The organism is Enterococcus sp. DIV0421 (assembly GCF_051713745.1).
Classification (GTDB): Bacteria; Bacillota; Bacilli; order Lactobacillales; family Enterococcaceae; genus Enterococcus_D; species Enterococcus_D casseliflavus.
Genome location: NZ_JBIOQM010000001.1, coordinates 737,601 through 759,414, shown reverse-complemented (window position 1 = coordinate 759,414; position 21,814 = coordinate 737,601). Strand labels below are relative to the sequence as shown.

At 44.5% G+C, this 21,814-nt stretch carries 21 protein-coding genes; 12 read left to right on the top strand and 9 right to left on the bottom strand.

Annotated features, from left to right (window positions below; genetic code table 11):
* The 4 genes from uxuA (at position 1) to IGI96_RS03605 (ending at position 3,652) form a co-directional block, all read left to right on the top strand.
* On the top strand, positions 1-1,077 hold the full coding sequence (uxuA, locus tag IGI96_RS03620; protein WP_074933260.1) for a mannonate dehydratase: 1,077 nt from the start codon (positions 1-3) through the stop codon (positions 1,075-1,077).
* A gap of 16 nt (positions 1,078-1,093) precedes the next feature.
* Complete coding sequence (gene uxaC, locus IGI96_RS03615; RefSeq protein ID WP_438784828.1) at positions 1,094-2,482, top strand: glucuronate isomerase; 1,389 nt, start codon at positions 1,094-1,096, stop codon at positions 2,480-2,482.
* Between the two features lie 139 nt (positions 2,483-2,621).
* Positions 2,622-2,948, top strand: coding sequence for an MGMT family protein (locus tag IGI96_RS03610; protein ID WP_074933265.1), 327 nt, complete (start codon positions 2,622-2,624; stop codon positions 2,946-2,948).
* Positions 2,945-3,652, top strand: a complete 708-nt coding sequence (locus IGI96_RS03605) for a GntR family transcriptional regulator (protein WP_005228494.1) — start codon at positions 2,945-2,947, stop codon at positions 3,650-3,652. Before IGI96_RS03610 ends, IGI96_RS03605 begins: the two co-directional genes overlap by 4 nt.
* 94 nt (positions 3,653-3,746) lie before the next feature.
* Here the strand turns inward: IGI96_RS03605 and IGI96_RS03600 are convergent, their stop codons facing one another.
* A complete protein-coding gene (locus IGI96_RS03600) occupies positions 3,747-4,946 on the bottom strand; it encodes an enolase C-terminal domain-like protein (RefSeq protein WP_074933270.1) in 1,200 nt (399 codons plus the stop codon).
* Between the two features lie 290 nt (positions 4,947-5,236).
* Between IGI96_RS03600 and IGI96_RS03595 the strand changes: the two genes are divergently transcribed.
* Positions 5,237-7,066: a glucose PTS transporter subunit IIA gene (locus IGI96_RS03595; RefSeq protein WP_086337933.1), complete on the top strand. Its 1,830-nt coding sequence runs from the start codon at positions 5,237-5,239 to the stop codon at positions 7,064-7,066.
* 67 nt (positions 7,067-7,133) lie between these two features.
* Here the strand turns inward: IGI96_RS03595 and IGI96_RS03590 are convergent, their stop codons facing one another.
* From IGI96_RS03590 to IGI96_RS03570, 5 genes are all read right to left on the bottom strand, one after another.
* Positions 7,134-8,408, bottom strand: coding sequence for an ABC transporter permease (locus IGI96_RS03590; RefSeq protein ID WP_086337934.1), 1,275 nt, complete (start codon positions 8,406-8,408; stop codon positions 7,134-7,136).
* On the bottom strand, positions 8,405-9,088 hold the full coding sequence (locus tag IGI96_RS03585) for an ABC transporter ATP-binding protein (protein WP_005228498.1): 684 nt from the start codon (positions 9,086-9,088) through the stop codon (positions 8,405-8,407). Before IGI96_RS03585 ends, IGI96_RS03590 begins: the two co-directional genes overlap by 4 nt.
* Before the next feature lie 151 nt (positions 9,089-9,239).
* A complete protein-coding gene (locus tag IGI96_RS03580; RefSeq protein ID WP_005228499.1) occupies positions 9,240-10,010 on the bottom strand; it encodes an ABC transporter permease in 771 nt (256 codons plus the stop codon).
* Positions 10,003-10,938: an ABC transporter ATP-binding protein gene (locus IGI96_RS03575; RefSeq protein WP_005228500.1), complete on the bottom strand. Its 936-nt coding sequence runs from the start codon at positions 10,936-10,938 to the stop codon at positions 10,003-10,005. The genes IGI96_RS03580 and IGI96_RS03575 overlap by 8 nt, the downstream gene beginning before the upstream one ends.
* Positions 10,939-11,113: 175 nt before the next feature.
* Complete coding sequence (locus IGI96_RS03570) at positions 11,114-11,362, bottom strand: helix-turn-helix domain-containing protein (protein ID WP_005234115.1); 249 nt, start codon at positions 11,360-11,362, stop codon at positions 11,114-11,116.
* 193 nt (positions 11,363-11,555) lie between these two features.
* Here IGI96_RS03570 and IGI96_RS03565 point away from each other — a divergent pair, with 193 nt between their 5' ends.
* Entirely contained in the window at positions 11,556-11,819 is a 264-nt protein-coding gene (locus tag IGI96_RS03565; RefSeq protein ID WP_005228502.1) for a hypothetical protein, read from the top strand.
* Positions 11,820-11,832: 13 nt separating this feature from the next.
* Entirely contained in the window at positions 11,833-12,750 is a 918-nt protein-coding gene (locus tag IGI96_RS03560) for a LacI family DNA-binding transcriptional regulator (protein WP_010749901.1), read from the top strand.
* Between the two features lie 61 nt (positions 12,751-12,811).
* Here the strand turns inward: IGI96_RS03560 and IGI96_RS03555 are convergent, their stop codons facing one another.
* The gene (locus tag IGI96_RS03555) at positions 12,812-13,585 is read right to left on the bottom strand and encodes a MerR family transcriptional regulator (protein ID WP_074535470.1); all 774 of its coding nucleotides are present in this window, start codon (positions 13,583-13,585) and stop codon (positions 12,812-12,814) included.
* 114 nt (positions 13,586-13,699) lie between these two features.
* On the opposite strand from IGI96_RS03555, the gene IGI96_RS03550 reads away from it, so the two are divergent.
* The 5 genes from IGI96_RS03550 to IGI96_RS03530 all read left to right on the top strand — a co-directional run bounded on the left by IGI96_RS03550 (position 13,700) and on the right by IGI96_RS03530 (position 19,536).
* Positions 13,700-14,581 (top strand): HAD-IIB family hydrolase, encoded by an 882-nt coding sequence (locus tag IGI96_RS03550; RefSeq protein WP_086337935.1) that lies wholly within the window; start codon positions 13,700-13,702, stop codon positions 14,579-14,581.
* Positions 14,568-14,921, top strand: coding sequence for a DUF1827 family protein (locus IGI96_RS03545; RefSeq protein WP_010749898.1), 354 nt, complete (start codon positions 14,568-14,570; stop codon positions 14,919-14,921). Before IGI96_RS03550 ends, IGI96_RS03545 begins: the two co-directional genes overlap by 14 nt.
* Before the next feature lie 248 nt (positions 14,922-15,169).
* Positions 15,170-16,636, top strand: coding sequence for a nicotinate phosphoribosyltransferase (locus IGI96_RS03540; RefSeq protein ID WP_086337936.1), 1,467 nt, complete (start codon positions 15,170-15,172; stop codon positions 16,634-16,636).
* A 62-nt stretch (positions 16,637-16,698) separates the two neighbouring features.
* Entirely contained in the window at positions 16,699-17,523 is an 825-nt protein-coding gene (nadE, locus tag IGI96_RS03535; protein WP_010749896.1) for an ammonia-dependent NAD(+) synthetase, read from the top strand.
* Positions 17,524-17,715: 192 nt separating this feature from the next.
* On the top strand, positions 17,716-19,536 hold the full coding sequence (locus IGI96_RS03530) for an LTA synthase family protein (RefSeq protein WP_086337937.1): 1,821 nt from the start codon (positions 17,716-17,718) through the stop codon (positions 19,534-19,536).
* Between the two features lie 67 nt (positions 19,537-19,603).
* Here IGI96_RS03530 and IGI96_RS03525 read toward each other — a convergent pair whose 3' ends face one another.
* Both IGI96_RS03525 and nrdI read right to left on the bottom strand, forming a co-directional pair.
* On the bottom strand, positions 19,604-21,253 hold the full coding sequence (locus IGI96_RS03525) for a MutS-related protein (RefSeq protein WP_086337938.1): 1,650 nt from the start codon (positions 21,251-21,253) through the stop codon (positions 19,604-19,606).
* Between the two features lie 41 nt (positions 21,254-21,294).
* Complete coding sequence (gene nrdI, locus IGI96_RS03520; RefSeq protein WP_005228511.1) at positions 21,295-21,744, bottom strand: class Ib ribonucleoside-diphosphate reductase assembly flavoprotein NrdI; 450 nt, start codon at positions 21,742-21,744, stop codon at positions 21,295-21,297.
* Positions 21,745-21,814: the final 70 nt, after the last annotated feature.

Sequence of the window (21,814 nt, the reverse complement as noted above, 5' to 3'; positions counted from 1 at the left end):
ATGGAAATGACATTTCGTTGGTATGGAAAAGAATACGATAAAATCAAATTAGCAGATATCCGTCAAATTCCTGGGATGAAAGGCATCGTCGGTACACTCTTTGATTTGCCTGCTGGAGCAGTTTGGCCCAAAGAACGGATCAAGGCGCTCGTGGAAGAAGTCGAAGCAGCTGGACTTTCTCTGAAGGTGATCGAAAGTGTCAATATTCATGATGACATCAAGATTGGCTTGCCTTCGAGAGACCTGTATATCGAAAACTACAAAGAAACGATTCGTAATTTGGCAGCATACGGGATCGAAGTGATCTGCTATAATTTTATGCCGATTTTTGATTGGATCAAAACGGATCTCGATTATCGCTTAGCCGATGGTTCTTCTACGATGGCATTTGAAAAAGCAGGGATCGACAAAGACCCAGAAGAGATCGTCAAAGAAGTTGAGGAGTCAAGCTCTGGCTATACCTTGCCAGGCTGGGAACCAGAACGTTTGGCTCATGTCAAAGAATTGTTTGCTGCGTATAAGGATGTCGATGATGACAAATTAAGAGAAAACTTTGCTTATTTCCTAAAAGCCATCATTCCCACCTGCGAAGAGGTCGGCATCAAGATGGCTGTTCATCCAGATGATCCTCCCTATTCGATTTTTGGTCTGCCGCGTATCGTTAAAAACCGTGATGATCTGGATTGGGTCTGTAACGTGGTCGACAGTCCGTCAAATGGTATCACACTTTGTACTGGCAGTATCGCCGAAGACCCAGCCAATAATGTCTATGAGATTTTGGCTGAGTTTTGTCGCCGGGATCGAATTCCTTTTGCCCATGTTCGTAACATTCAATACTTGGGCAATGACAAAGACTTTTATGAAGCACCGCATCTCTCCTCTGAAGGCTCGTTAGACATGTATCAGATCCTAGAAGCGATGTACAAAAATGGCTTTGACGGCTATATTCGACCAGATCATGGGCGAATGATCTGGGGAGAAACGGGACGTCCAGGCTATGGCTTATATGATCGGGCGATCGGCGCTTCCTACTTATTAGGGTTGTGGGAAGCCATCGACAAGAGCGTGGAGCGTTAAGAAAAGGAGCGAAGAAATGTTTTTAACTGACGATTTTATTTTGAAAAACAGCTTTGCCAAAGAGTTATACCATGGGTATGCAAAAAAGCAGCCGATCATTGATTACCATTGCCATTTAGATCCGAAAGAGATTTTCGAAGACCAAAACTTCACCAATCTGACCCAAGCGTGGCTGGCGGGGGACCATTACAAATGGCGCTTGATGCGAGCCAATGGTGTTGCAGAATCTTTGATCACTGGCGATGCTGATGACTACGAAAAATTCTGTGCTTGGGCGCAGACCTTGGAGGCTTGCATTGGCAATTCATTATATGTCTGGACCAATTTGGAATTGAAGCGAATCTTTGGTATTGATGAGCGGTTGACACTAGCCAATGCAGCAAGCATTTGGGAAAAAGCCAATCAACAGTTGCAGACGAAGGAATTTTCACCACGAGGGCTGATCAAAAAGATGGCCGTTGAGGTGATCTGTACGACGGATGATCCCATTGATTTGTTGACGTATCATCAAAAGCTGGCAGAAGAATCCTTTGCTGTGTATCCTACCTTTCGTCCTGACAAAGCAATTAATCTGCAGAATTCAGAATTTCCAGCATACCTTAAGCAATTGGCTGCAGCTGCGAGCAAAGAAATCACTAGCTATCAAACGCTGGTTGAAGCATTGGCCGTGCGTATTTCCTACTTCCACCAACGGGGCTGTCGTTTAGCAGATCACAGTCTGTCACGTCTTGGAGAGGAAGCCTACGATACCGCTGCACTTGAAGCGATTTTTCAGAAGCGTTTGACCACTGGGACACTGACTAATGAAGAAATCAGACAGTTTCAAACCGGCTTGCTGATTGACTTGATGCGCCAATACGCAAAGCAAGGCTGGACCGCGCAATTGCATCTGATGGCGACTCGCAACAACAGTCAAAAGCTTTTCCAACAACAAGGGCCTGATAGTGGCGGTGATGCGATGGGGGACGACCGTCTAGCGAGCGGCTTAAGTCGGACATTGGCGCAGCTTCAGGCGGAAAGCTTACTGCCGAAGACGATTTTGTATTCACTGAACCCCAAAGATTATCCAGTGTTGACTGCGCTGATGGGGGCGTTCCAAGAAGAGAGCAAAGGCAAGCTGCAATTAGGCTCTGCTTGGTGGTTCAATGATACGTATTCTGGTATGCGATATCAGTTGACGACCCTAGCAGAAGGCGGGATTCTTGGAAACTTCGTCGGCATGCTGACGGATTCTCGCAGCTTTTTGTCTTATCCACGCCACGAGTATTTCCGGCGGATTTTGTGTCAGGTGATCAGTGAATGGGTAGAAGACGGACAACTACCAGCAGATGAAATATATTTAGGGCAGATCGTCGCAGATATCTCTTATCACAATGCGAAAACCTACTTTGATTTTCCAAACTAATGACTACTCGATTCGTTCTTGGCTTGCTAGAGAACGAATCGAGTGTTTGTATGGCTATTGCTAAAGTTGCGTCTGTTCATTTACTATTGGCAGGGAATCCAGTACTATGATAGAAAGAATCAAAGAAGGAGCGAACAGTATGAATCCATTCTATGAAGAAGTCTATGCGCTGGCGCGGCAGATCCCTTTTGGTAAAGTCGTCTCCTATAGTCAGATTGCGTGGAAATTGGGACAAATCAACGGCGCGCGAGCAGTCGGTCGAGCGATGCGCTTGAGCCCTCAGGATGTCCCTGCCCATCGTGTCGTGCGGGCAGATGGCGTCTTAGTTGGTCCCTCCGCCAATGGGCGAAAAGCAGCACTCGTCGATGAAGGGGTGGTCTTCAAAGCCAGTGGTCGTATCGATATGAAGGCTTGCAGTTGGTCCATGAGCGAGATCGCTCCCGCTCAAATGAAGGAGCCATTATGAAAAAACGTGAATTTATCGTGCAAGATCTGTTGAGTAAAATCTATCAGGAAGAATTTTCTGCCGGCAAATTACCCAACCAAAGAACCCTTGCGCAAACCTATGGCGTTTCGCGGTTTACGATCCAGCAAGCAATCAAAAACCTTGAAGAGATCGGGATCGTCAAAGTGGTACAAGGTTCAGGGATTTTTATCCATGAAAAATGGGTCAAAAACCCAATGATCTTTAATTCCTTGACCCGCACCCCTTATGACCGCATCCATTCCAAAATGATTTCCTTGAATAAGGCGGTAGCAACGTTGGATGAACAGCAGATTTTCCAAATAGGCCCAGATGAGGAAGTCTGGACCTTTGAACGAGTGCGGATCGTCAATTATAAAATCGAACAGCTGGAAACCTCTAAATTGCCCGTCAGCCTATTTCCCGAATTGACACAAGAAATCGTGGAGCACTCGATCCAACGCTATGTCGAAAGCTGCGGATACCGAATTTCCCACTACATTACCAGCTATACCCCCATCACCACATCGACCGCGCAATCGGGTATTTTATTGTGCAAGCGGGGAACACCGGCAATGCAGATCAGCAATCGGGCGATTTTAGAAGACGGCCGCGTGTATGAGTTCAGCAATATCGTTGCCATTGATTATGCTGTGACCTATATCCGTCCCTTTGACCGTGAGATCCATCGCTCACGCATCGATTGATTTTGGAAAAGCAAATGTGCCAGTTGCGTTGTCCTTACCCAGAGAGAACAAAGACATCCCCTGTCGATTGGACAGGGGATGTCTTTTGTTGTGTTTAAGGAGTGATCAAAGTGCCGTCTGGTGTACGGCTCTGGGTCCATTCATGAGGACGGTAAACCACGGGAAATTCCGCAGCTGCTGCTTCATCGAACGTGATTCCGATCCCACTTTTCTCGATGGGATAAAAATAGCCGTTTTCAGGTTGCGGACTACCACCAAAGACCGACTGGGTATTTGCTGGGATCGCAATCGTTTCTTGGATCGCGGCATTATGGAGATGGATATTTAGATGGGTGTTGACGGCTAAGCCGACAGGGCTGATATCAGACGGCGTGTGCCAAGCGATCCGAATGCCCATCGCATCGCAGAAGTGAGCCAATTTCAATGCTGGCGTGATCCCACCAATTTGTGAGACATGGGCACGCATAAAGTCAATCTGTTGATTTTTGACTAGCTCTTGCCATTCCATCGGATTATTGAACAATTCGCCGGTCGCGATCGGGGTCGCCGACTGGCTGCGGAGTTGCTGCAACCACTTGTTTTGATCCGGCGGCAAAATATCTTCTAGGAAAAAGAGATTGAAAGGCTCAGCGGCTTTTGCAAATTGAATCGCTTGGTTTGGATGCAGCCGTTCATGCACGTCATGCAGCATTTGAAATTGATTGCCGTATCGTTCTTGGATCGCAGCAAACATTTTCAGTGTTGTGTCCATGTAGTCTGTTTGATCAAAATAGGAACCAGCGATGGGCTGATCGGGTGTTTGCAGTTGGCTAGGATTTCCACCATAAAAACCTAATTGGCAACGGATATAGCGATAGCCCTCAGCCAAGAAGTGATCGATTTCTTGATAAAGGTCTTCGAGATTATCTGCCACGGCATGGGTATAGGCGGGAATCGCCGTACGCGCTTTTCCACCTAACAGTTGATACAATGGCATATTGGCTAATTGTCCCTTGATGTCCCATAAAGCCATGTCGACTCCTGAGATGGCATTGTTGGTGATCGGACCATTCCGCCAGTAAGAATTGACATTCATCACTTGCCAAAGATCTTCGATTTGATTGGCATCGCGGCCAAGTAAGAGGGGGCGTAAATACTCGTCAACGACGGTTTTTACGGCTAGTGGGCGAAACTGGAAGGTTGCACAACCTAACCCAGATACGCCTTTGTTCGTTTCTACTTTAACGACAACAAGGTTATGACGATCAGGTTTGATCGCAAAGGCTTTGACGTCGGTGATGATCGTTGGTGTCATTTCATTCACTCCAATTTTTGTCTCTAGTTGCTATAGCCATTGAAACATGCTTGGCAACCGCTGTCAATTTGGTCTAATAAAAACTGGATATACACCATAAAACCAGTCCAATTTTTGCCTATTTTATAATAAAACGTTGATATATAGCGTTTTTATTCTAGTTTTATCAAAAAAGGACTGGTTTTACAAGTCTGTGTGAGCATGCTACTATGTGTGTGAAAACGGAAACACCTGAAAGGGCGCCCGTCAAAAGGATCAGGACCGTTAGCAAACAACAGGGGGAAAAAAAGATGACCAAAGAAGACATCGTAAAACAGATCATTAAAGATGTTGGCGGATCAGACAATATCAACAATGCATGGCACTGTATGACTCGCTTGCGTTTTGATTTAAAGGATGAGAAAAAAGTCGACTATGCGGCGTTAGAAAAAACACCCAAAGTCGTAGGAACAAAATATCAAAGCAATCAGCTGCAAGTAGTGATAGGAACGGATGTTGCTGATTATTATGCACCTTTGGCCAAAGAATTAGGACTTGATGAAGCGAACCAAGGGGAGTCATCTGAGAAAAAAGGCGCCGTTTCCTTATTTATGGATACCGTTTCTGGCGTTTTTGGTCCGATCGTTCCAGCTATCGCTGGCGCAGGAATGATCAAAGGATTGATGGCTGGATTGGTGGCATTGAATGTCATCTCTAATCAAACAGATACCTATTTAGTGATCGACATGATTGCGAGCGGCGTATTCACATTCTTGCCATTTTTTGTTGCTGCTTCTGCCGCTCGGATTTTTAAAACCAATCAATATTTAGCGATCGCAATCGCGGCAACGCTGCAATTTCCAACAATGACCAATGCGGTAGCCGAAGGAAGCATTTCCGCCTTTCGTTTGTTCGGCGTATTGCCAGTACCCGTCTTTAACTATGCAGGGACAGTGATTCCCATTATCTTTGCCGTGCTGGCACTCAGCTATATTTACCGTTGGGTCGATAAACTCTTACCACAAGTTCTGCGCACCGTGTTTACACCGACGATTTCGTTGTTTGTCGCTGGTATCTTGACATTAACGGTCATTGGCCCAATCAGTATCCATCTAGGAAACTTATTGGCTGCTGGCGTGGCTGGATTATTCACTATCTCGCCTGTCTTAGCAGGAATCGTGGTAGGGGCGATTCGACCAATCGCAATCTTCACGGGACTGCATCATGCCATGACCCCGATCGCTTTGCAAAACTTTGCCAATCAAGGATATGATATGCTGATGCCAATGATGTTTATGGCAAATATGGCAATCACCGGCGCAACAGCAGCTATTTATTTCAAAGTCAAAACCAAAGAAGAAAAATCGATCATTCTATCGTCGGCGGTTTCAGGCTTGTTAGGGATCACAGAACCTGCGTTATTCGGGATTTTGTCGAAGTATAAAAAAGCCTTTATCTCAGCAACAGTTGGTAGTTCTGTGGCTTCTGCCTTCATCAGTTTCTTCGGTGTTCGTATTTATGGGTACATTCTTTCAAGTATCTTTAGTTTGCCAGCCTATATCGGGGAATACTTTATCTACGCCGTTCTAGGGATCATCTTGGCGATCGGCTTATCCTTTGCCATGAGCTGGTTCTTGGTACCAAATCAAGCAGCAGAAGGCGATCGTTACACCAACGAAGTGGATCTGCATGCCGTGACCCATGGTGAATACGTCCCATTAGAAGATGTACCAGATGAAGTTTTTTCAACGAAAATGATGGGAGAAGGCTATGCCATCGAGTCACAAGATGGCCAAATCTTTGCACCAGTCAGTGGCGAAGTCACCACTGTGTTCCCTTCAAAACATGCCGTCGGGATCAAAACCCAAAACGGCGTTGAAGTTCTTGTGCATATGGGGATCGATACAGTTTCCCTTGGCGGTCAAGGCTTTGAAGTCTTTGTCAAAGCTGGGGAGCAAGTCACTCCGCAAACCAAACTGGCACAAATGGATCTGCCGTTTATCAAGCAGCAAGGCAAAGAAACCATGGTGATCGTTTTGATCACCAACATGGATCGCGTGCAACAATTTTCTGGAAGTACTGATTTAGAAGGCAGACACCAAGCCGGTGCATTGCTGGAAAAAGTCGTCTTGAATGCCTAATAAAAGAAAAAAGATGAGCTTCGTTAACGAAGTTCATCTTTTTTGTTTGTCCAGTAACTATTTATTTTTATTCATAACGCAAAGCTTGGATTGGATCTAGTTTACCTGCTCGATTAGCAGGTAATGTGCCGGCTAAAAAGGCAATTAATAAGATGACACCCATAACAGTCAGCGTGTTCGACCAAGAAAAACCAATTAATTGAAATCCGGTCAAAGCTTCAAGAAACGTACTTGAAGCATAGTCATTGATGACATTTCCTAAGCTAAAAGCGGCGATGATCCCACTGAAAGCGCCGAAGAAACCAATTAAGAGTGCTTCGAAACTAAAGGTCAGAAAAACTTTACTGCGGCTCATCCCTAAGGCTTTCATTAAACCAATTTCTCGGGTGCGGTCTTGAACAGACATATACAATGTATTGATGATGCCAAAGCTGGCGGCTAACAGCGAAATTGCCCCAAATAAAGTCAAGACGCCAGTAATTGCATCAATTACCATACGAAACATATTGATTTCATCTTCCACAGTCATTCCTTGGAAGCCATTTTCTAGTAAAGCTTCTTTGATGGTATCGATTGTTTCACTGGATAAGTTTTCTTCTAGATAAGCCTGTACAATAAAAGATTGGTTTTTTAAATTTTCTGGTAAGCCTAGTTCATAAATCTCCACCACTTTTTGGCTCAAAGCCTGATTAAAAATAGTCCTACCAGCTTGAACAAAGCTAAAGTGGCGAACCCCAACAATTGTTGCTGTTACAGTTTCTTGTTCGCCAGTTGCTTGTGAAGAAACACCAATAGTAACTTCTTTTTCCAAAGCCTCTTGGGCATCTTTAAAACCTAAAATTTCCACATAATCTTGATCAAGAATGACTTCAAATCCATCAACTTCATTATTGACTTGTCGACCAGCTTCTAATTCTAAATCGATATCACCAGAAGCCATTGCGTTGAGTTGATATTTCGTATTGGAACTTCCCTGAATGTAATCTGCTACTAAAAAGCTGATTGGTTTAACGGTATCAATATGCTCGATACTTTCAATTACTTCCATATCTGCAGGTGTAATTACGTTAGCTTCTGCAGAAGATTTATTTGGATCATATTCTTGAATATTGGATGTTGGCATCATATTATTGCTGCCATCCATTTTGTAGACTGCTAGTAGGCTATTGTCACCGACAGCTGTAATTTGTTGGTCGAGGTAATTGTTAATACCGGTATTGATGCCCATAGTCAGATAAATGGTAAAGGCACCAATAAAAATAGCAATGATCGTCAGGATCGTTCGGCCTTTATTTCGCAACAGATTCTTCGCAGAAGTTTTTAACAAATCGTTGAATTTCATTTATCGTCCTCCTCAATCACTAAACCATCTTTAATATGGATCTGCCGATCACAGCGAGCAGCTAGATCAGGATCGTGGGTGACGATGACTAGGGTGATATTTTCTTTTTCGTTAAGATCAAATAATAGCTCTTCGACTTTTTCTCCCGTCGCTGAATCAAGATTTCCGGTGGGCTCATCGGCAAAAATGATTTTTGGTTTGTTGACGAGTGCTCGGGCAATGCAGACCCGTTGTTTTTGACCGCCAGAAAGGTCAGATGCTTTATTTTTTGCTTTATCACCCAATTCTACGGCTTGTAGTGCTTCATCTACCAGTTTTTTTCGTTGATTTCGACGCATACCGCTGATTTTCAATGGCAGCATCACGTTGTCATGAACCGTATCTTTGGCGTTCATAAAAAATTGCTGAAACACGAAGCCAAAGGTTTCGTTTCGCAGTTTGTTTAATTCAGCAGCCTTTTTTCCTTTGACATTTCTTCCAAGTAAAAATAGATCTCCGCTAGTCGGCTGGTCCAACAAGGCTAATAAGTGCATCAATGTGGACTTACCTGAACCACTTTTACCGATAATTGCCACTGACTCACCCGCATAGATTTTTAAATCAATGCCCTTCAAGGCATCGAATCTAGTTTCTCCTTTTCCATAAACCCTCGTTAACTTTCTTGTTTCTAAAACGATCATTTCATTCCTCCTCTAAAAACGTTAATAAGTTAAGGTTATCACAAATAATTGCCAATAAATCAGTCTTTAGGAGTAGTTTCTAAAATTAAATGAAAAAAAGCGACCCCCACTGGGAATCGCTAAGAAGCTATAAAATAAATTTTAAGTTCAATTAACTACGCAGCCCGCGGCCTTTTTGGATCAAGTACCAGCATACGCTGTATAAGACGACAATGAACAAGACCAAAATACCGATGGAGAGGAAAATCGGGACATCGATGGTGCCCAAAAATCCGTAACGGAAACCAGAGATCATATACACGATCGGGTTGACTTTGGAGATCGTTTGCCAAATTGGCGGCAGCATGCTGATGGAGTAAAAGACGCCTCCAAGATAGGTCAATGGTTGTAAAACAAAGGTTGGCACGATGGAAACATCGTCAAAGGATTGGGCGAAGATCCCATTTAGCAACCCTGCTAATGAAAATAAGATGGCGGTCATGACAAGGGTTAAGACAACGATGACCCAAGAATAAACATGTAATGGGACGAAGAAAAGGGAAATGATGGTCACCAATGTGCCCACCAAGATACTACGTCCAAGTCCGCCAAAGACAAAGCCCCAAATGATGACGTGGGTAGGGACCGGCGCCACTAAGAGTTCCTCAATGTTTTTTTGAAACTTCTGTGAAAAGAAGGAAGAAGACACATTAGAGTAAGAACTGGTGATCGTCGACATCATGATCAGCCCAGGAACGATAAATTCCATATAAGAAAAGCCGCCCATTTCGCCGATGCGGCTGCCGATCATTTTCCCAAAGATAATAAAGTATAAGGAAGTAGTGATGACGGGTGGGACGAGGGTCTGCACCCAAATCCGTAAATAGCGGTTGGTCTCTTTGACCGCTAAACTTTTTAAGGCTGTAAAATAAAGACTAAACATGGTTTTCCTCCGCTTCGTGTGATTCTTCGGTGATTTTCAAAAATAGTTCTTCCAAGCGATTGGATTTGTTGCGCATGGAGAGGACATTGATCCCTTGCTGACTGAATTGGGCAAAAAGATCGTTGACGCCTTGATCTCGAGCGACTTCAACAGCGATGGTCTGTTCATCTTCCATTTGGATCGGATACCCAGTGATCGTTGGTGCTTGTTTGATCGGTGCGATATCAAAAAGAAAGGTTTCAAATTGCAGTTTTGCCAATAAGGACTTCATGCTGGTGTTTTCGATCAGTTCACCAGATTGGATGATCCCGATGTTGCGGCAAAGCATTTCCGCCTCTTCTAAATAATGGGTCGTCAAAATGATCGTTGTGCCCTTTTGGTTCAATTCCCGCAAAAAGCTCCACATTTCCCGCCGTAATTCGATATCGACACCTGCCGTCGGTTCATCCAAAATCAATAGCCGTGGTTCATGCATCAGGGCACGAGCAATCATTAAACGGCGTTTCATCCCGCCCGACAGCATCCGCGCACGAACATTGCGTTTTTCCCACAAATTCGACTGCTTCAAGTATTTTTCGCTGCGTTTGATGGCCTCGTTGCGGGGGACACCATAATACCCGGCTTGATTGACAACGATCTGCTGGACCGTTTCAAAGGGATTGAAATTGAATTCTTGGGGAACTAGACCAATCTGTTGTTTGACTTGGACCAATTCTTTGTCTAAATCGTAGCCGAAGACTTTGACGCTTCCGGAAGATTTATTGACAAGAGAGGTGATAATGCCGATGGTGGTGGACTTTCCAGCGCCGTTTGGGCCTAACAAGGCATAAAAGTCGCCTTCTTCCACCGTCAAATTTATGCCCCGCAACGCTTCAACGCCGGTAGCATAGACTTTGCGTAAATCGGTTAGTTCTAGTGCATAGGTCATGTTTGTTTGAACTCCTTCTATGTATGATGGTTTATTCTATCATTTTTTTCAAGAAGAACCGCATGATTTGATTTTTTTCATTTGATTAGATAACAATTGTTGCTAATCGATGAAAAGTGGAAAAGAGGCAAAAGAAAAAACGACCATTTGATCGTTTTTTCGATAAAGTCGATTGTTAGCATAAATACCGTTCTGGTCGTTCTGTCTGTCCTAATAAGTAATCGACAGAAACATTATAGAGGGAAGCTGCGTGTAGCAGCGTCAATACATCGGGTAAGCGATCGCCTGCTTCGTATAAGGTGTAATCGGGGTAAGACACATCGAGATGCTGGCATACTTCTTTTGGGCTCAATCCGCGTTCTTCTCTTAAAAATTTGAAGCGGCAACGCAAGGTGTCTAATAAAAAAGCTTCTTCTAATGTCACTTTGCGGTCCTCCTTAAAAAATAGCGCTTTTTTTCGCACTGTTCTCTTTTTATTGTACCAACAAAAGCAAAATATGCGAAGTGATTCACATGAAGGGCGATCGGTTTTTGTCAAAAAGTGAAACAAATGACTTGCTCTGAGACGCGTTTCATACAGTATGCTTGATTTATAAAAAGGAAGGCGGGATGGAAACATGAATACATACATGAAGAAAAATGGTGCGGAATGTTGTTATGTGACGTTGGCATTTGATGGACAACAACTGGTATTGACGAAGCCAAAAGGGTTCTTTCAAGAACGGTTAGTAGAAATTCCTGTGGATGAGATCAGTCACTTGACGTGTGATGAACACTTCGGGTCTCAGCGCATCGGATTTATCCATCACAACGATTACTATGAATTTTATACATGTGGGCTAAGTGTGATAGACTATATGAAAGAACAATTATTCGTTTAAGGAGCAGTGAGTCATGGCAAACATTCGGGATATTGCACGCTTGACCGGCTATTCGGTCTCAACGGTTTCACGAGTCATTAATAACAATCCTTATGTCAGTGAAGAAAAGCGTCGTAAGATCCTGGCTGTCATGGAAGAGGTCAACTATATTCCGAATTACACGGCGCGGGCATTAAGTGTCGGCAAAACCAAAAACATCGGCGTGATCCTACCGTTTGTCAATCATCCCTATTTTGATCGATTATTGAGCGGCATCACGACAGCAGCGTTTGCTCGTGGCTATAAGGTGACGCTTTTAGCCACGAACTATGATCCGCAAGTAGAGGAAGCATATTTGCAAGAATTTGCGGCGAAAAGCTTTGATGCTTTGATCATTACCTCGCGGGCGAATCCGATCGAAACCTTATTGCCTTATCGTTCATACGGACGCATCGTCTTTTGTGAAAATATCTCGTATTTGACTGACGGCTGCACTTATATCGATCGAGAGGAATCGATCAAGGAGGTCTTCACGTATTTTAAGGAACAAGGCATCCAGAAAATCGGCGTGACATTGGGACGTAGCCGCAAGCTCAGCAGCAATTCAAAAATCACGGTCCGTTTGGCTCATGACTATTTTTCGACCTTTTCCGAAGACTTGATTTTTTGGGATTGTTTGACGGAAGAAGATGGAAAAGAAGCGGCTGCTTATTTTGCAGATAAAGGAGTCGAAGCGATTTTCACCAATGGGGATCATGTTGCTGCTGGGATCCAGTCGCAGGCGCCGGGAGAATGGCTCGTGATTGGACGGGACAATCTATACATCAGCGAGCTGCTGCAGCTTTCAACGATCGATCATCACTTGCAAGCTTGCGGGGAGACCGCCGTCCAATTGGCGGTAATGGAAAAAAGCGGCAACTATCGCATGCCCTATGAGTTCATCAAACGATAGCTACAGACGAAACGATGCGCAAACAGTGCCCCTGAGCGGGCAGTGCTTGCGCATCGTTTTTTTAATGGGATTTGGTGTAATGGTCAATGATCTGTTTCAACAGCTGCGCGCTGCCGACGCCTGCTTTTTGATCGTAATAGGCGGTAAAACGCTCGTCTTGAACGTACATTTCTCCTAAAGATCGGTGATATTCTGCTGAGTAAAAGGGCGCTGCTTGCTTAAGCCATGCTTGATGCGCAGCAAAAGCCTTTTCGGCTTTGTCAGAAGGGATTCGTTTCCCTTCCTTTTCATTCAATAGCTCTTTTATCAGCTGCAACAAGCGGTTTTCGTTGTCGGTCAGTGCTTGATAATCGACTTGGGTCATCTGCTGCCACTTTTGGTTGCTTTGTTCGATGATTTCCTCACCGTAGGCTTCTCGTAATTCGGCACCGTAGTTCGCTTCGTTTTCACGAATTTTTTGTTCCTTAAAATAACGGAATTTCTCTTGATCGGTCATCGTCTTTTCTCCTTCATAATAATCAATTGTTTGCGCTAAGGTGGTCAAAAGACTGTCCAGGGCTGCTCGCTCTTGTAAAAGCTGTTGGTAATGCTGCAACAAGACCGTTTGGATCGATTCTTGTGGCTCATCCAAGATTCCGCGGATCGTTTCTAATGACAGCCCAAAAGACTTAAAATATAAAATCTGCTGTAGGCGATCGACTTCCTGTCTCCCGTAGATACGGTAACCAGCTGAGTTGGTGCGTTGCGGTTGTAACAACTTGATCTGATCATAATACCGCAGGGTACGGCTGCTGACTCCTGACAGTTTAGCTAAGGCACTGATCGTATATTCCATCGGCTTTTCCCTCCTTACACCTGTATCCTAAAGGTTGACGTAACGACAAAGTCAAGAAAATTTTTTTGCGTTTTTTAAAATGTGCTATAATTATAACAAAGAAAGGAAGATAAGATGCAAATAGTTTTTTCTGATATTGATGGGACGTTCCAAGAAATGGGGCACCCGATTCATGAGATCAATAAAGAAGCCATCCGTTGTTTGCAAGCCCAAGGGGATCACTTTGTGTTTGTCACAGGGCGAGGATTTGAGCTTGTTCAAGATATGATGGCGGAAGAAGGCCTTTCCTGCGATGTGATTTTTGGAAACGGCGCTGGTCTGATGGTAAAAGGAGAAGCGCCTGTTTTGACGCATACCTTGCCCTATAAGACATTGGCGCAAGTGATTGGTATCTTAGAAACAGAAGAGGTTTTTTATTTCTTACATACTGACCATGGCATCATTTCCCCACAAGCGCATTTGTATGAAGCGCAGTTTCAAGAAAGCCGCAAGCAGTTACTCGCGGAGTTAGGGGAGCGAGGACAAATCATCGCTGACTACAAATATGAGTTCTTTTACAACGAATGTCTTCATAAAGACGACGTGCTGCAGTTTATGAAGGAACATCCAGAGATAAAGGTCATCAAAATCGAACTGATGGAAGCGTCAGACGAAAAAAGAGAACGGCTACGGGAGATGATCCAATCAGAAACGGCTGCGATTTTTCAATCCTTTGTCCAAACACTGGAGATCGTTGATCCATTGGCGACCAAAGGTGCCGCGATCCGTTCCTTTTTAGAAGCTTTTCCCGCTGCCAAAAGCTACGGGATCGGTGATGGTGAAAATGACCTTGCGATGTTTGAAGCGGTGGATGTTTCTTTGGCTGTAGCAAATGCCAGCCCAGCGATCAAAGCAGTTTGTGATCGAACCATTGAGCGCGCGGAAGACGGCGGTGTTGGCCGCTTTATTTTAACAGAATTAGTTTCGAGAGAGGATGTTGTGCATGAAGTTGATTGAAACCCCAGTAAACCAAAATCTAAATATGGAAACTTTTTACCCGAACATCTCCAAGTATCTATTCGACAAAATAGCGATCAAATACTATAAATTGTACTCGCTTGATCGGACGCAGATTCTCTATGTGGATAGTTTTGATACGATTTCTTTAGTATTGATCAACAATAAAAAGAAAATCAGTCGGGAAGAAGTCGACACAGCGATTCATCGTTTGCTGAAGGTCGATCGCAAAGACGTGACCGTCAATGTTAATATTCGTAAAGAAATGGAAGCAAGAGGCATCACCTTTTCTAAACCGAGGAAAGATGTCATTCTTGTTCAATTGCCTGTGAAAGAATAGTAGTTGAAAGAAGTTGGGACATGCACGTTGCAAGAGCAATCAAACGTTGAACAAAGGGGCGACCTTACACGCGCGCAGGAATGATGCGCCAATAAGTAGGAGGCTGACCCATGCTTTTGAGCAATTTGTTCTCAGATGGATTGCCTTCTACTAGCAAAAACCCAACTTTTTTTTGAAAAAACAAGATTTTCTGTCTTTTGTGTTTTTTTTGCTATAATGAGAAGAAGTAAGCTAGAGGGAGTAAGAACATGCAGAAATTATTTAAAGATGACAGCTTGACGCTGCACACCGATCTCTACCAAATCAACATGATGCAAACCTATTGGGAGTTAGGCAGAGCCGATCGTAATGCGGTGTTTGAATGCTATTTCCGTGACATGCCTTTTGAAAACGGCTATGCGATCTTTGCCGGTCTGGAACGATTGATCGACTATTTGAACGATTTATCCTTTTCAGAAACGGATATTGCCTACTTGCGAGAAATCGGTGGCTATCCAGAAGCCTTTTTAGAGTATCTAAAGGAGTTCAAGTTTGCTTGTACCGTTCGTTCTGCTTTAGAAGGCGATTTAGTCTTCAACAATGAACCGATCATTCAAGTAGAAGGGCCGTTGGCACAAGCACAGTTGATCGAAACGGCGTTACTGAATATGGTCAATTTCCAAACACTGATCGCCACGAAAGCGGCCCGCATCAAATCCGTGATCGGCACGGATCCCTTGTTGGAATTTGGTTCACGGCGGGCACAAGAATTGGATGCAGCCGTTTGGGGGACCCGAGCGGCTTATATTGGCGGAGCAGATGCGACGAGTAATGTGCGGGCAGGGAAGATTTTTGGCATCCCAGCCAGCGGAACCCACGCCCATTCCCTCGTGCAATCCTACGGCAATGACTATGATGCATTTATGGCGTATGCCCAAACCCACAAAGATTGCGTATTCTTAGTCGATACCTATGATACATTGCGCTTAGGTGTGCCAAATGCGATTCGTGTGGCCAAAGAGATGGGGGATAAGATCAATTTCTTAGGTGTGCGAATCGACAGCGGCGATATGGCGTATATCTCGAAAAAAGTCCGTGAACAGCTGGATGAAGCGGGATTCACGGAAGCCAAAGTCTATGCTTCCAATGATCTAGACGAAAATACGATTCTAAGCTTGAAAATGCAAAAGGCGAAAATCGATGTGTGGGGTGTCGGCACCAAGCTGATCACCGCTTACGATCAACCGGCATTAGGCGCGGTTTATAAACTGGTGGCCATCGAAAATGAGCAGGGAGAAATGATCGACACCATCAAATTATCCAGCAATGCTGAAAAGGTTTCGACTCCTGGGAAAAAACAAGTTTGGCGGATCACCCGTAAATCTGACGGCAAGTCAGAAGGCGATTATGTCACGCTATGGGAAGAAAATCCACAAGCAGAAGACGAACTGTTCATGTTCCATCCTGTTCATACCTTTATCAACAAAACAGTGACGAACTTTGATGCGCGACCATTATTGCAAGACATCTTTGTGGATGGCCAGCAAGTGTATCAAGTGCCTGACTTAGAACACATCAAAGCCTATGCGACGAATTGCTTGGATTCCCTTTGGGACGAGTACAAACGTGACTTGAATCCACAGAAATACCCAGTCGATCTTTCGCAAGAATGCTGGGATCATAAAATGCGCACGATTGAAAAAGTACGCAAACAAACCAATGGCGCGATTTTGTAATCCGCAACTGCGCTGGTCCTAGGATCAGTCAGCTGCTTCAAAAAATAAGAGGAGGCGTTTCTATGACCATGCAACAAGAAATTATCAAAGAATTAGGAGTCTTACCGACCATCGACCCGAAAGAAGAAGTTCGTAAGAGTATTGATTTTTTAAAGGCGTATCTGCAAAAGAATCCGTTCTTGCATACGTTTGTCTTGGGGATCAGTGGTGGACAAGATTCGACGTTAGCTGGACGGCTTGCGCAATTGACGATGGAGGAAATGCGCAGCGAAACTGGGAATCCTAACTATCAGTTCATAGGGGTACGCTTACCTTATGGGGAACAAGCAGACGAAGAAGATGCCAAAAAAGCACTAGCGTTTATCCAACCAGACATTGAGCTGCGGGTAAACATCAAAGCCGCCGTCGATGCGCAAGTACAAGCGGTGGAAGAAGCAGGGTTAGCGGTTTCCGACTTTAACAAAGGCAATATCAAAGCCCGTCAACGGATGATCACGCAATATGCTATTGCGGGTGAAAAAGCAGGGGCTGTTCTGGGAACAGATCATGCTGCGGAAAACATCACCGGCTTCTTTACGAAGTACGGGGATGGCGGAGCCGATATTTTACCACTGTTTCGTTTGAATAAACGCCAAGGCCGTCAACTCTTGCAATACTTAGGCGCGCCAGAAGCGTTGTATACAAAAGTCCCAACTGCGGACTTGGAAGATGGCAAACCTTTAGTGGCAGATGAAGCAGCTTTAGGAGTGACCTACAACGACATCGATGACTATTTAGAAGGCAAGGAAATTTCGGCTGAAGCCCAACAAACCATTGAAAACTGGTGGAACAAAACGCAACACAAACGCCACTTGCCAGTCACGATTTTTGATGATTTTTGGAAATAAACGAAACCAATGATTGAGTTCCATTCGGATAGAAAGAAGAGTCTAGGGGGCAAGAAACCTTAGACTCTTTTTTTATGAGGCTTGCTTTCTTTAAAAATAACAAAAGCTTCTTACCTCGGCTTTACTTTCTTGCCTCGAAAGCATAAAATACGAGGGTACCTAGAACGTGTAGAAAAGGAGGAATGTTCCTTCGTGAAAATAAATATCCATCCTTATCTGAAGATCGCATTAAAAGGCATCGCCATCGTCCTGTTGATCATTTTCAGTAATTTATATTTGCAATGGTGTCAAAACAATCTTTCCGTTGAATTAGCTCTGAAATTTGCCTTTTCGTGGCATACAGCAAAGTTTTTCTTGGCTTGTGGGGTGCTACTGCTGGTGTATGGGGTGTTTGCCAGCTTGGCAGGTTCGGTACTGATCGGAGGCGTCTTTTATAGTGTCGTCATCGGAATCTTAGGATATGCCAACCACACAAAGATGGTCTATCGCCAAGAACCAATCTATCCCGATGATTTAAAGATGGTCACTCAATTCGACCTTCTACGAACCATGATCGGCAATGGCGCCTTTTTCGTAGCCATCCTCTTCGCTCTGGCGGCGATCGGGGCAATCGGCTGGAGTATCTATCGCAGCCGCAAATTAAACCTGCGTTTGCAAGTGATGCGAGGAGCGGTGCTGGTCGTATGCTCGCTGGGCTTAGTCTATGTTTCTCACTTCAATGACAGCAACAACCTTTTACGCAAAGCCTACAATCAGACGGCGCTCTGGATTCCGTATTCACAAAAAATGAACTACTACAATACGGGATTTATCGGTGGGTTTTTGTACAACCTGCGGGTAGATGCCATGACGAAGCCTGAGGGGTATTCAAAAGAAGCGATCCAAGCGATTGCGGACACCTACAATGCACAGGCTGCGGAGAAAAATCAAGACCGTGAAAGTGAAGCACCAAATATCGTCTATGTGATGAGCGAGAGCTTTTCCGACCCGAGCCATTTAAATGGCTTGTCGATCACCGGCGATCCGTTGAAAGACTATTACCACGTCGCTGATCAAACCATCAGTGGAAAAATGCTTTCGCAAAATTATGGGGGCGGTACGGCAAACATCGAGTTTGAAGCGTTGACTGGTTTTGCCATGGGCCTATTGAATCCACAGATGACAACGCCTTACACGATGCTGGTGCCGAAATTGACGCAACTGCCATCCTTGGTTTCTTTCTTGGAACAGTCCGGGTATACGGCAACGGCGATCCATCCTTACGATACATCGATGTACAAACGCAAGGATGTCTATGGCGTGATGGGGTTTGAACAGTTTATCGATCAAGAGACGATGACCTATACCGACAAAATCGAAAATAATCCTTATATTTCTGATGAGGCGGCCTACAAAGAAGTGCTGGCATTGTTGGAAAACGATCAGCAACCGCAATTTGTCCATTTAGTGACGATGCAGACCCATATGCCGTATGCTGGTAAATACGATACCTTGACTTACCAAGCAAGCGGTCCGGGCAATATGGCTTCTTTGGAAAACTACCTGCAGGATATCTCCTACAGCAGTACAGCATTGAAAAACTTTGTAGCTGAATTAGAACAGCTGGATCGGCGAACGCTGGTCGTCTTTTGGGGGGATCATTTACCAGGCATTTATGCCGATGAGATCAAGGAGCAAAATGAAACGGCTGCCCTGCATGAAACGGAGTTTTTGATGGTCGATTCGCAAGGAAATTTTGCCCCAGAAGATGTACCTGTAACAAGTCCCTTTTACTTTGCGCCGAACCTATTAGAAGCCAGTGACCAACCAACGAGCGGGTTTTACCAGTTGTTATTGGCCTTGCAAGATGAGCTGCCAGCTTTTGAAATGGGTCAATACTATCAAGGCGGGCAATGGCAGACGACCCTTGCATTGGATCAAGAAGCCCAAGAAATCTATGATGCCTACAATTTGATCCAATACGATGTGTTACAAGGAGAGCAATACAGTTTAACGACTGGTTTGTTTGACTAACTGAAACGTAAAATAGCGCCTTATCCCAGTGTTAGTCACAGGATAAGGCGCTTTTGTTTGTATGAAGTTATAAATCCTGCCATTTACGGTTTTGATCAAAATCATTGGCGGCGGCATAGGCGTCTTGAACGATCGTTTCAGGGTAGCCCATGACTTTTAAGAGGGCGATTGCATTGCGGCTCAAGGCAGGACCGGATTTGACCTTGTAATCAAAGGAGATGCCGTCATCTTCCGTGACTTGTTCAGAAAAATGGATGTTGCAGCAGTCATTTTTCAATATTTCAGTCAGCTCAATATCATGAGTGGCGACAAATGCCAATGATGGGTAGGCTCGCAGCCAATGGATGATGCTGGCAGAAGCAGCGATCCGTTCCACCGTATTGGTTCCTTTTAAAATCTCATCAACAAAACAATAGCAGCGCTGGTTCGTGGCAACGGTGTCTAGCAGGCGTTTGATGGATTTGATCTCCGCCACGAAATAGCTGTCGCCTTCAAATAAATCATCTTCAACAGCCATCGAGGTAATGACGTGACCGGGAACCATCGTAAAAGTTTCGGCAACTGCTGTCTGGATCGTTTGTGCCAAAATGCAATTGATGGCGATGCTTTTGACATACGTCGATTTGCCCGAGGCATTGGAGCCAGTCACGAGGGTATTGTGGGTCCAAGCAACATCATTCATGACTGCTTCACTTAGAAGCGGGTGATACGTACCCGTTGCTTGTACACCTCCGCTTGTTTGGAAGGTCGGTAGGCAAGTGATGGGCATATACGTGCGAAAATTTAAAATGGCGGCTGCGACTTCCAATTTTCCCAGCAAATTCCACAGATCGATGGCTGCTTGTTGGTGCTTTGCCAGGGTAGTAGTGACCGTTTGATAGGAAATAAACGGCAGCATAAAAATGATATTGATGTATTCAAACAACATATCTCCTTCGCTGCCGTTTTTGGCACGAAACGAGAAAGCGAAACGAGTGATCTTTTTTAATGGTGCCAAGGATTGTTTGATCTCATCTTGGAGGGGCGTGTTGATTTTAGCGATCTGACTGCCACAGGCAATCGTTTGAACCAAATAGCGCATGCTGTTCAGTTCTGTTTCCAGCTTGGCTTTTTTGATGGAGTAATAGATCGTATTGAAAACGACACTGACCAACGTCAACAGGATGCCTTGGACAAACCCCAGCAGGAGCAGCAAGATGCCGACTAACGGCAGCACACCTAAAAAGACAAAGAAAGGCAGAGAACCGATCGATTGCGCCGCTTCATTGGCCAAGTAGGCTTTCGAAAAATTATCATCTTGTTTTCCTAAACGAGCAAACGTATATTGGGATTGTTCGCGTGCAGCACTGTCAGCAGCAAAAAAGTCGATCAATTTGGTCAGCTGTTTGTCCGTCCTGAAGCGAAAATTGCGTAACTGCTGGTACAACGCTTCTGAACCAACACTGGAAAACGTCAGATTAATGGACTCAAACAACGAAAAGCCATCCAAGTCATACCAAGTGATGTCATCGACCTCGCTATCAAAATCGTGAAACTTCTTCTCAGTCAGCCAAGCCTTTTTCAAACTCGCTTCTTTATCAAAGCGGGGCTGACGGGGAAGCTTTCCCCAAGCAAGCCGAACGTAACGGCGTACTTTGTATCGATTCCAGATATCTAATGCGGTCAAGATGAGAATGCTGGCGAGTATGATCAAAATGACCATCGTTTGTGGTTCCATATGCAAAAGTCCTCCTAATGGCTAATGAATGCTGGCTAAAGTTAAGTGTTGCTGTGGGCAGGATCGATTTCTTTCAAACAAGCATAGATCCGTTCAATATCTTGGGTCGTGCCTCGCAGCTCGAAATCCGCTAAGAACGGGATCGAAAATTGCTCCGCATATTGCTTTGCGGTCAAGCAATATTGATAATTGAAGTTTTTGTTGCCACTGCCGATCACGCCTAAGCAAAGAGCTGCGTTGTTTTCATAGTCAATGTATTCCCGCATGGTTTCTGTGAGAATCTCCTGATCGCCGTTATCGACGCCATTTCCACCTTCTAAATAGGTAGGGACAAAAACCACATAAGGTTCGTCTTCTTGTTCAAAGACACTATTGTCATGAATTTCTTTGGCTTCCCAAGTACTCGGAGTGTCTTGCTGATCCGCATAGGCCAACAAGCGGTTGACGAATGCACGGGTATTTCCAGAGATTGAAATATAAAGTAGTTTCATTTTTTTCATCACCTTCCGCTTTCTAGTATAACAGAAACCATTTATGAAAAGAGGAGAACTTCGGCAGTCT

Excerpts from the sequence above, each read along its gene's own strand:
- IGI96_RS03555 (WP_074535470.1), bottom strand. The coding sequence starts at position 13,585 with ATGGAATATACGATCAGTGCCTTAGCTAAACTGTCAGGAGTCAGCAGC.
- IGI96_RS03560 (WP_010749901.1), top strand. The coding sequence starts at position 11,833 with ATGGCAAACATTCGGGATATTGCACGCTTGACCGGCTATTCGGTCTCA.
- IGI96_RS03580 (WP_005228499.1), bottom strand. The coding sequence starts at position 10,010 with ATGTTTAGTCTTTATTTTACAGCCTTAAAAAGTTTAGCGGTCAAAGAG.
- nrdI (WP_005228511.1), bottom strand. The coding sequence starts at position 21,744 with ATGAAACTACTTTATATTTCAATCTCTGGAAATACCCGTGCATTCGTC.
- uxaC (WP_438784828.1), top strand. The coding sequence starts at position 1,094 with ATGTTTTTAACTGACGATTTTATTTTGAAAAACAGCTTTGCCAAAGAG.
- IGI96_RS03525 (WP_086337938.1), bottom strand. The coding sequence starts at position 21,253 with ATGGAACCACAAACGATGGTCATTTTGATCATACTCGCCAGCATTCTC.
- IGI96_RS03600 (WP_074933270.1), bottom strand. The coding sequence starts at position 4,946 with ATGACACCAACGATCATCACCGACGTCAAAGCCTTTGCGATCAAACCT.
- IGI96_RS03590 (WP_086337934.1), bottom strand. The coding sequence starts at position 8,408 with ATGAAATTCAACGATTTGTTAAAAACTTCTGCGAAGAATCTGTTGCGA.
- IGI96_RS03595 (WP_086337933.1), top strand. The coding sequence starts at position 5,237 with ATGACCAAAGAAGACATCGTAAAACAGATCATTAAAGATGTTGGCGGA.
- IGI96_RS03540 (WP_086337936.1), top strand. The coding sequence starts at position 15,170 with ATGCAGAAATTATTTAAAGATGACAGCTTGACGCTGCACACCGATCTC.
- IGI96_RS03565 (WP_005228502.1), top strand. The coding sequence starts at position 11,556 with ATGAATACATACATGAAGAAAAATGGTGCGGAATGTTGTTATGTGACG.
- IGI96_RS03575 (WP_005228500.1), bottom strand. The coding sequence starts at position 10,938 with ATGACCTATGCACTAGAACTAACCGATTTACGCAAAGTCTATGCTACC.
- IGI96_RS03610 (WP_074933265.1), top strand. The coding sequence starts at position 2,622 with ATGAATCCATTCTATGAAGAAGTCTATGCGCTGGCGCGGCAGATCCCT.
- uxuA (WP_074933260.1), top strand. The coding sequence starts at position 1 with ATGGAAATGACATTTCGTTGGTATGGAAAAGAATACGATAAAATCAAA.
- nadE (WP_010749896.1), top strand. The coding sequence starts at position 16,699 with ATGACCATGCAACAAGAAATTATCAAAGAATTAGGAGTCTTACCGACC.
- IGI96_RS03585 (WP_005228498.1), bottom strand. The coding sequence starts at position 9,088 with ATGATCGTTTTAGAAACAAGAAAGTTAACGAGGGTTTATGGAAAAGGA.
- IGI96_RS03545 (WP_010749898.1), top strand. The coding sequence starts at position 14,568 with ATGAAGTTGATTGAAACCCCAGTAAACCAAAATCTAAATATGGAAACT.
- IGI96_RS03605 (WP_005228494.1), top strand. The coding sequence starts at position 2,945 with ATGAAAAAACGTGAATTTATCGTGCAAGATCTGTTGAGTAAAATCTAT.
- IGI96_RS03550 (WP_086337935.1), top strand. The coding sequence starts at position 13,700 with ATGCAAATAGTTTTTTCTGATATTGATGGGACGTTCCAAGAAATGGGG.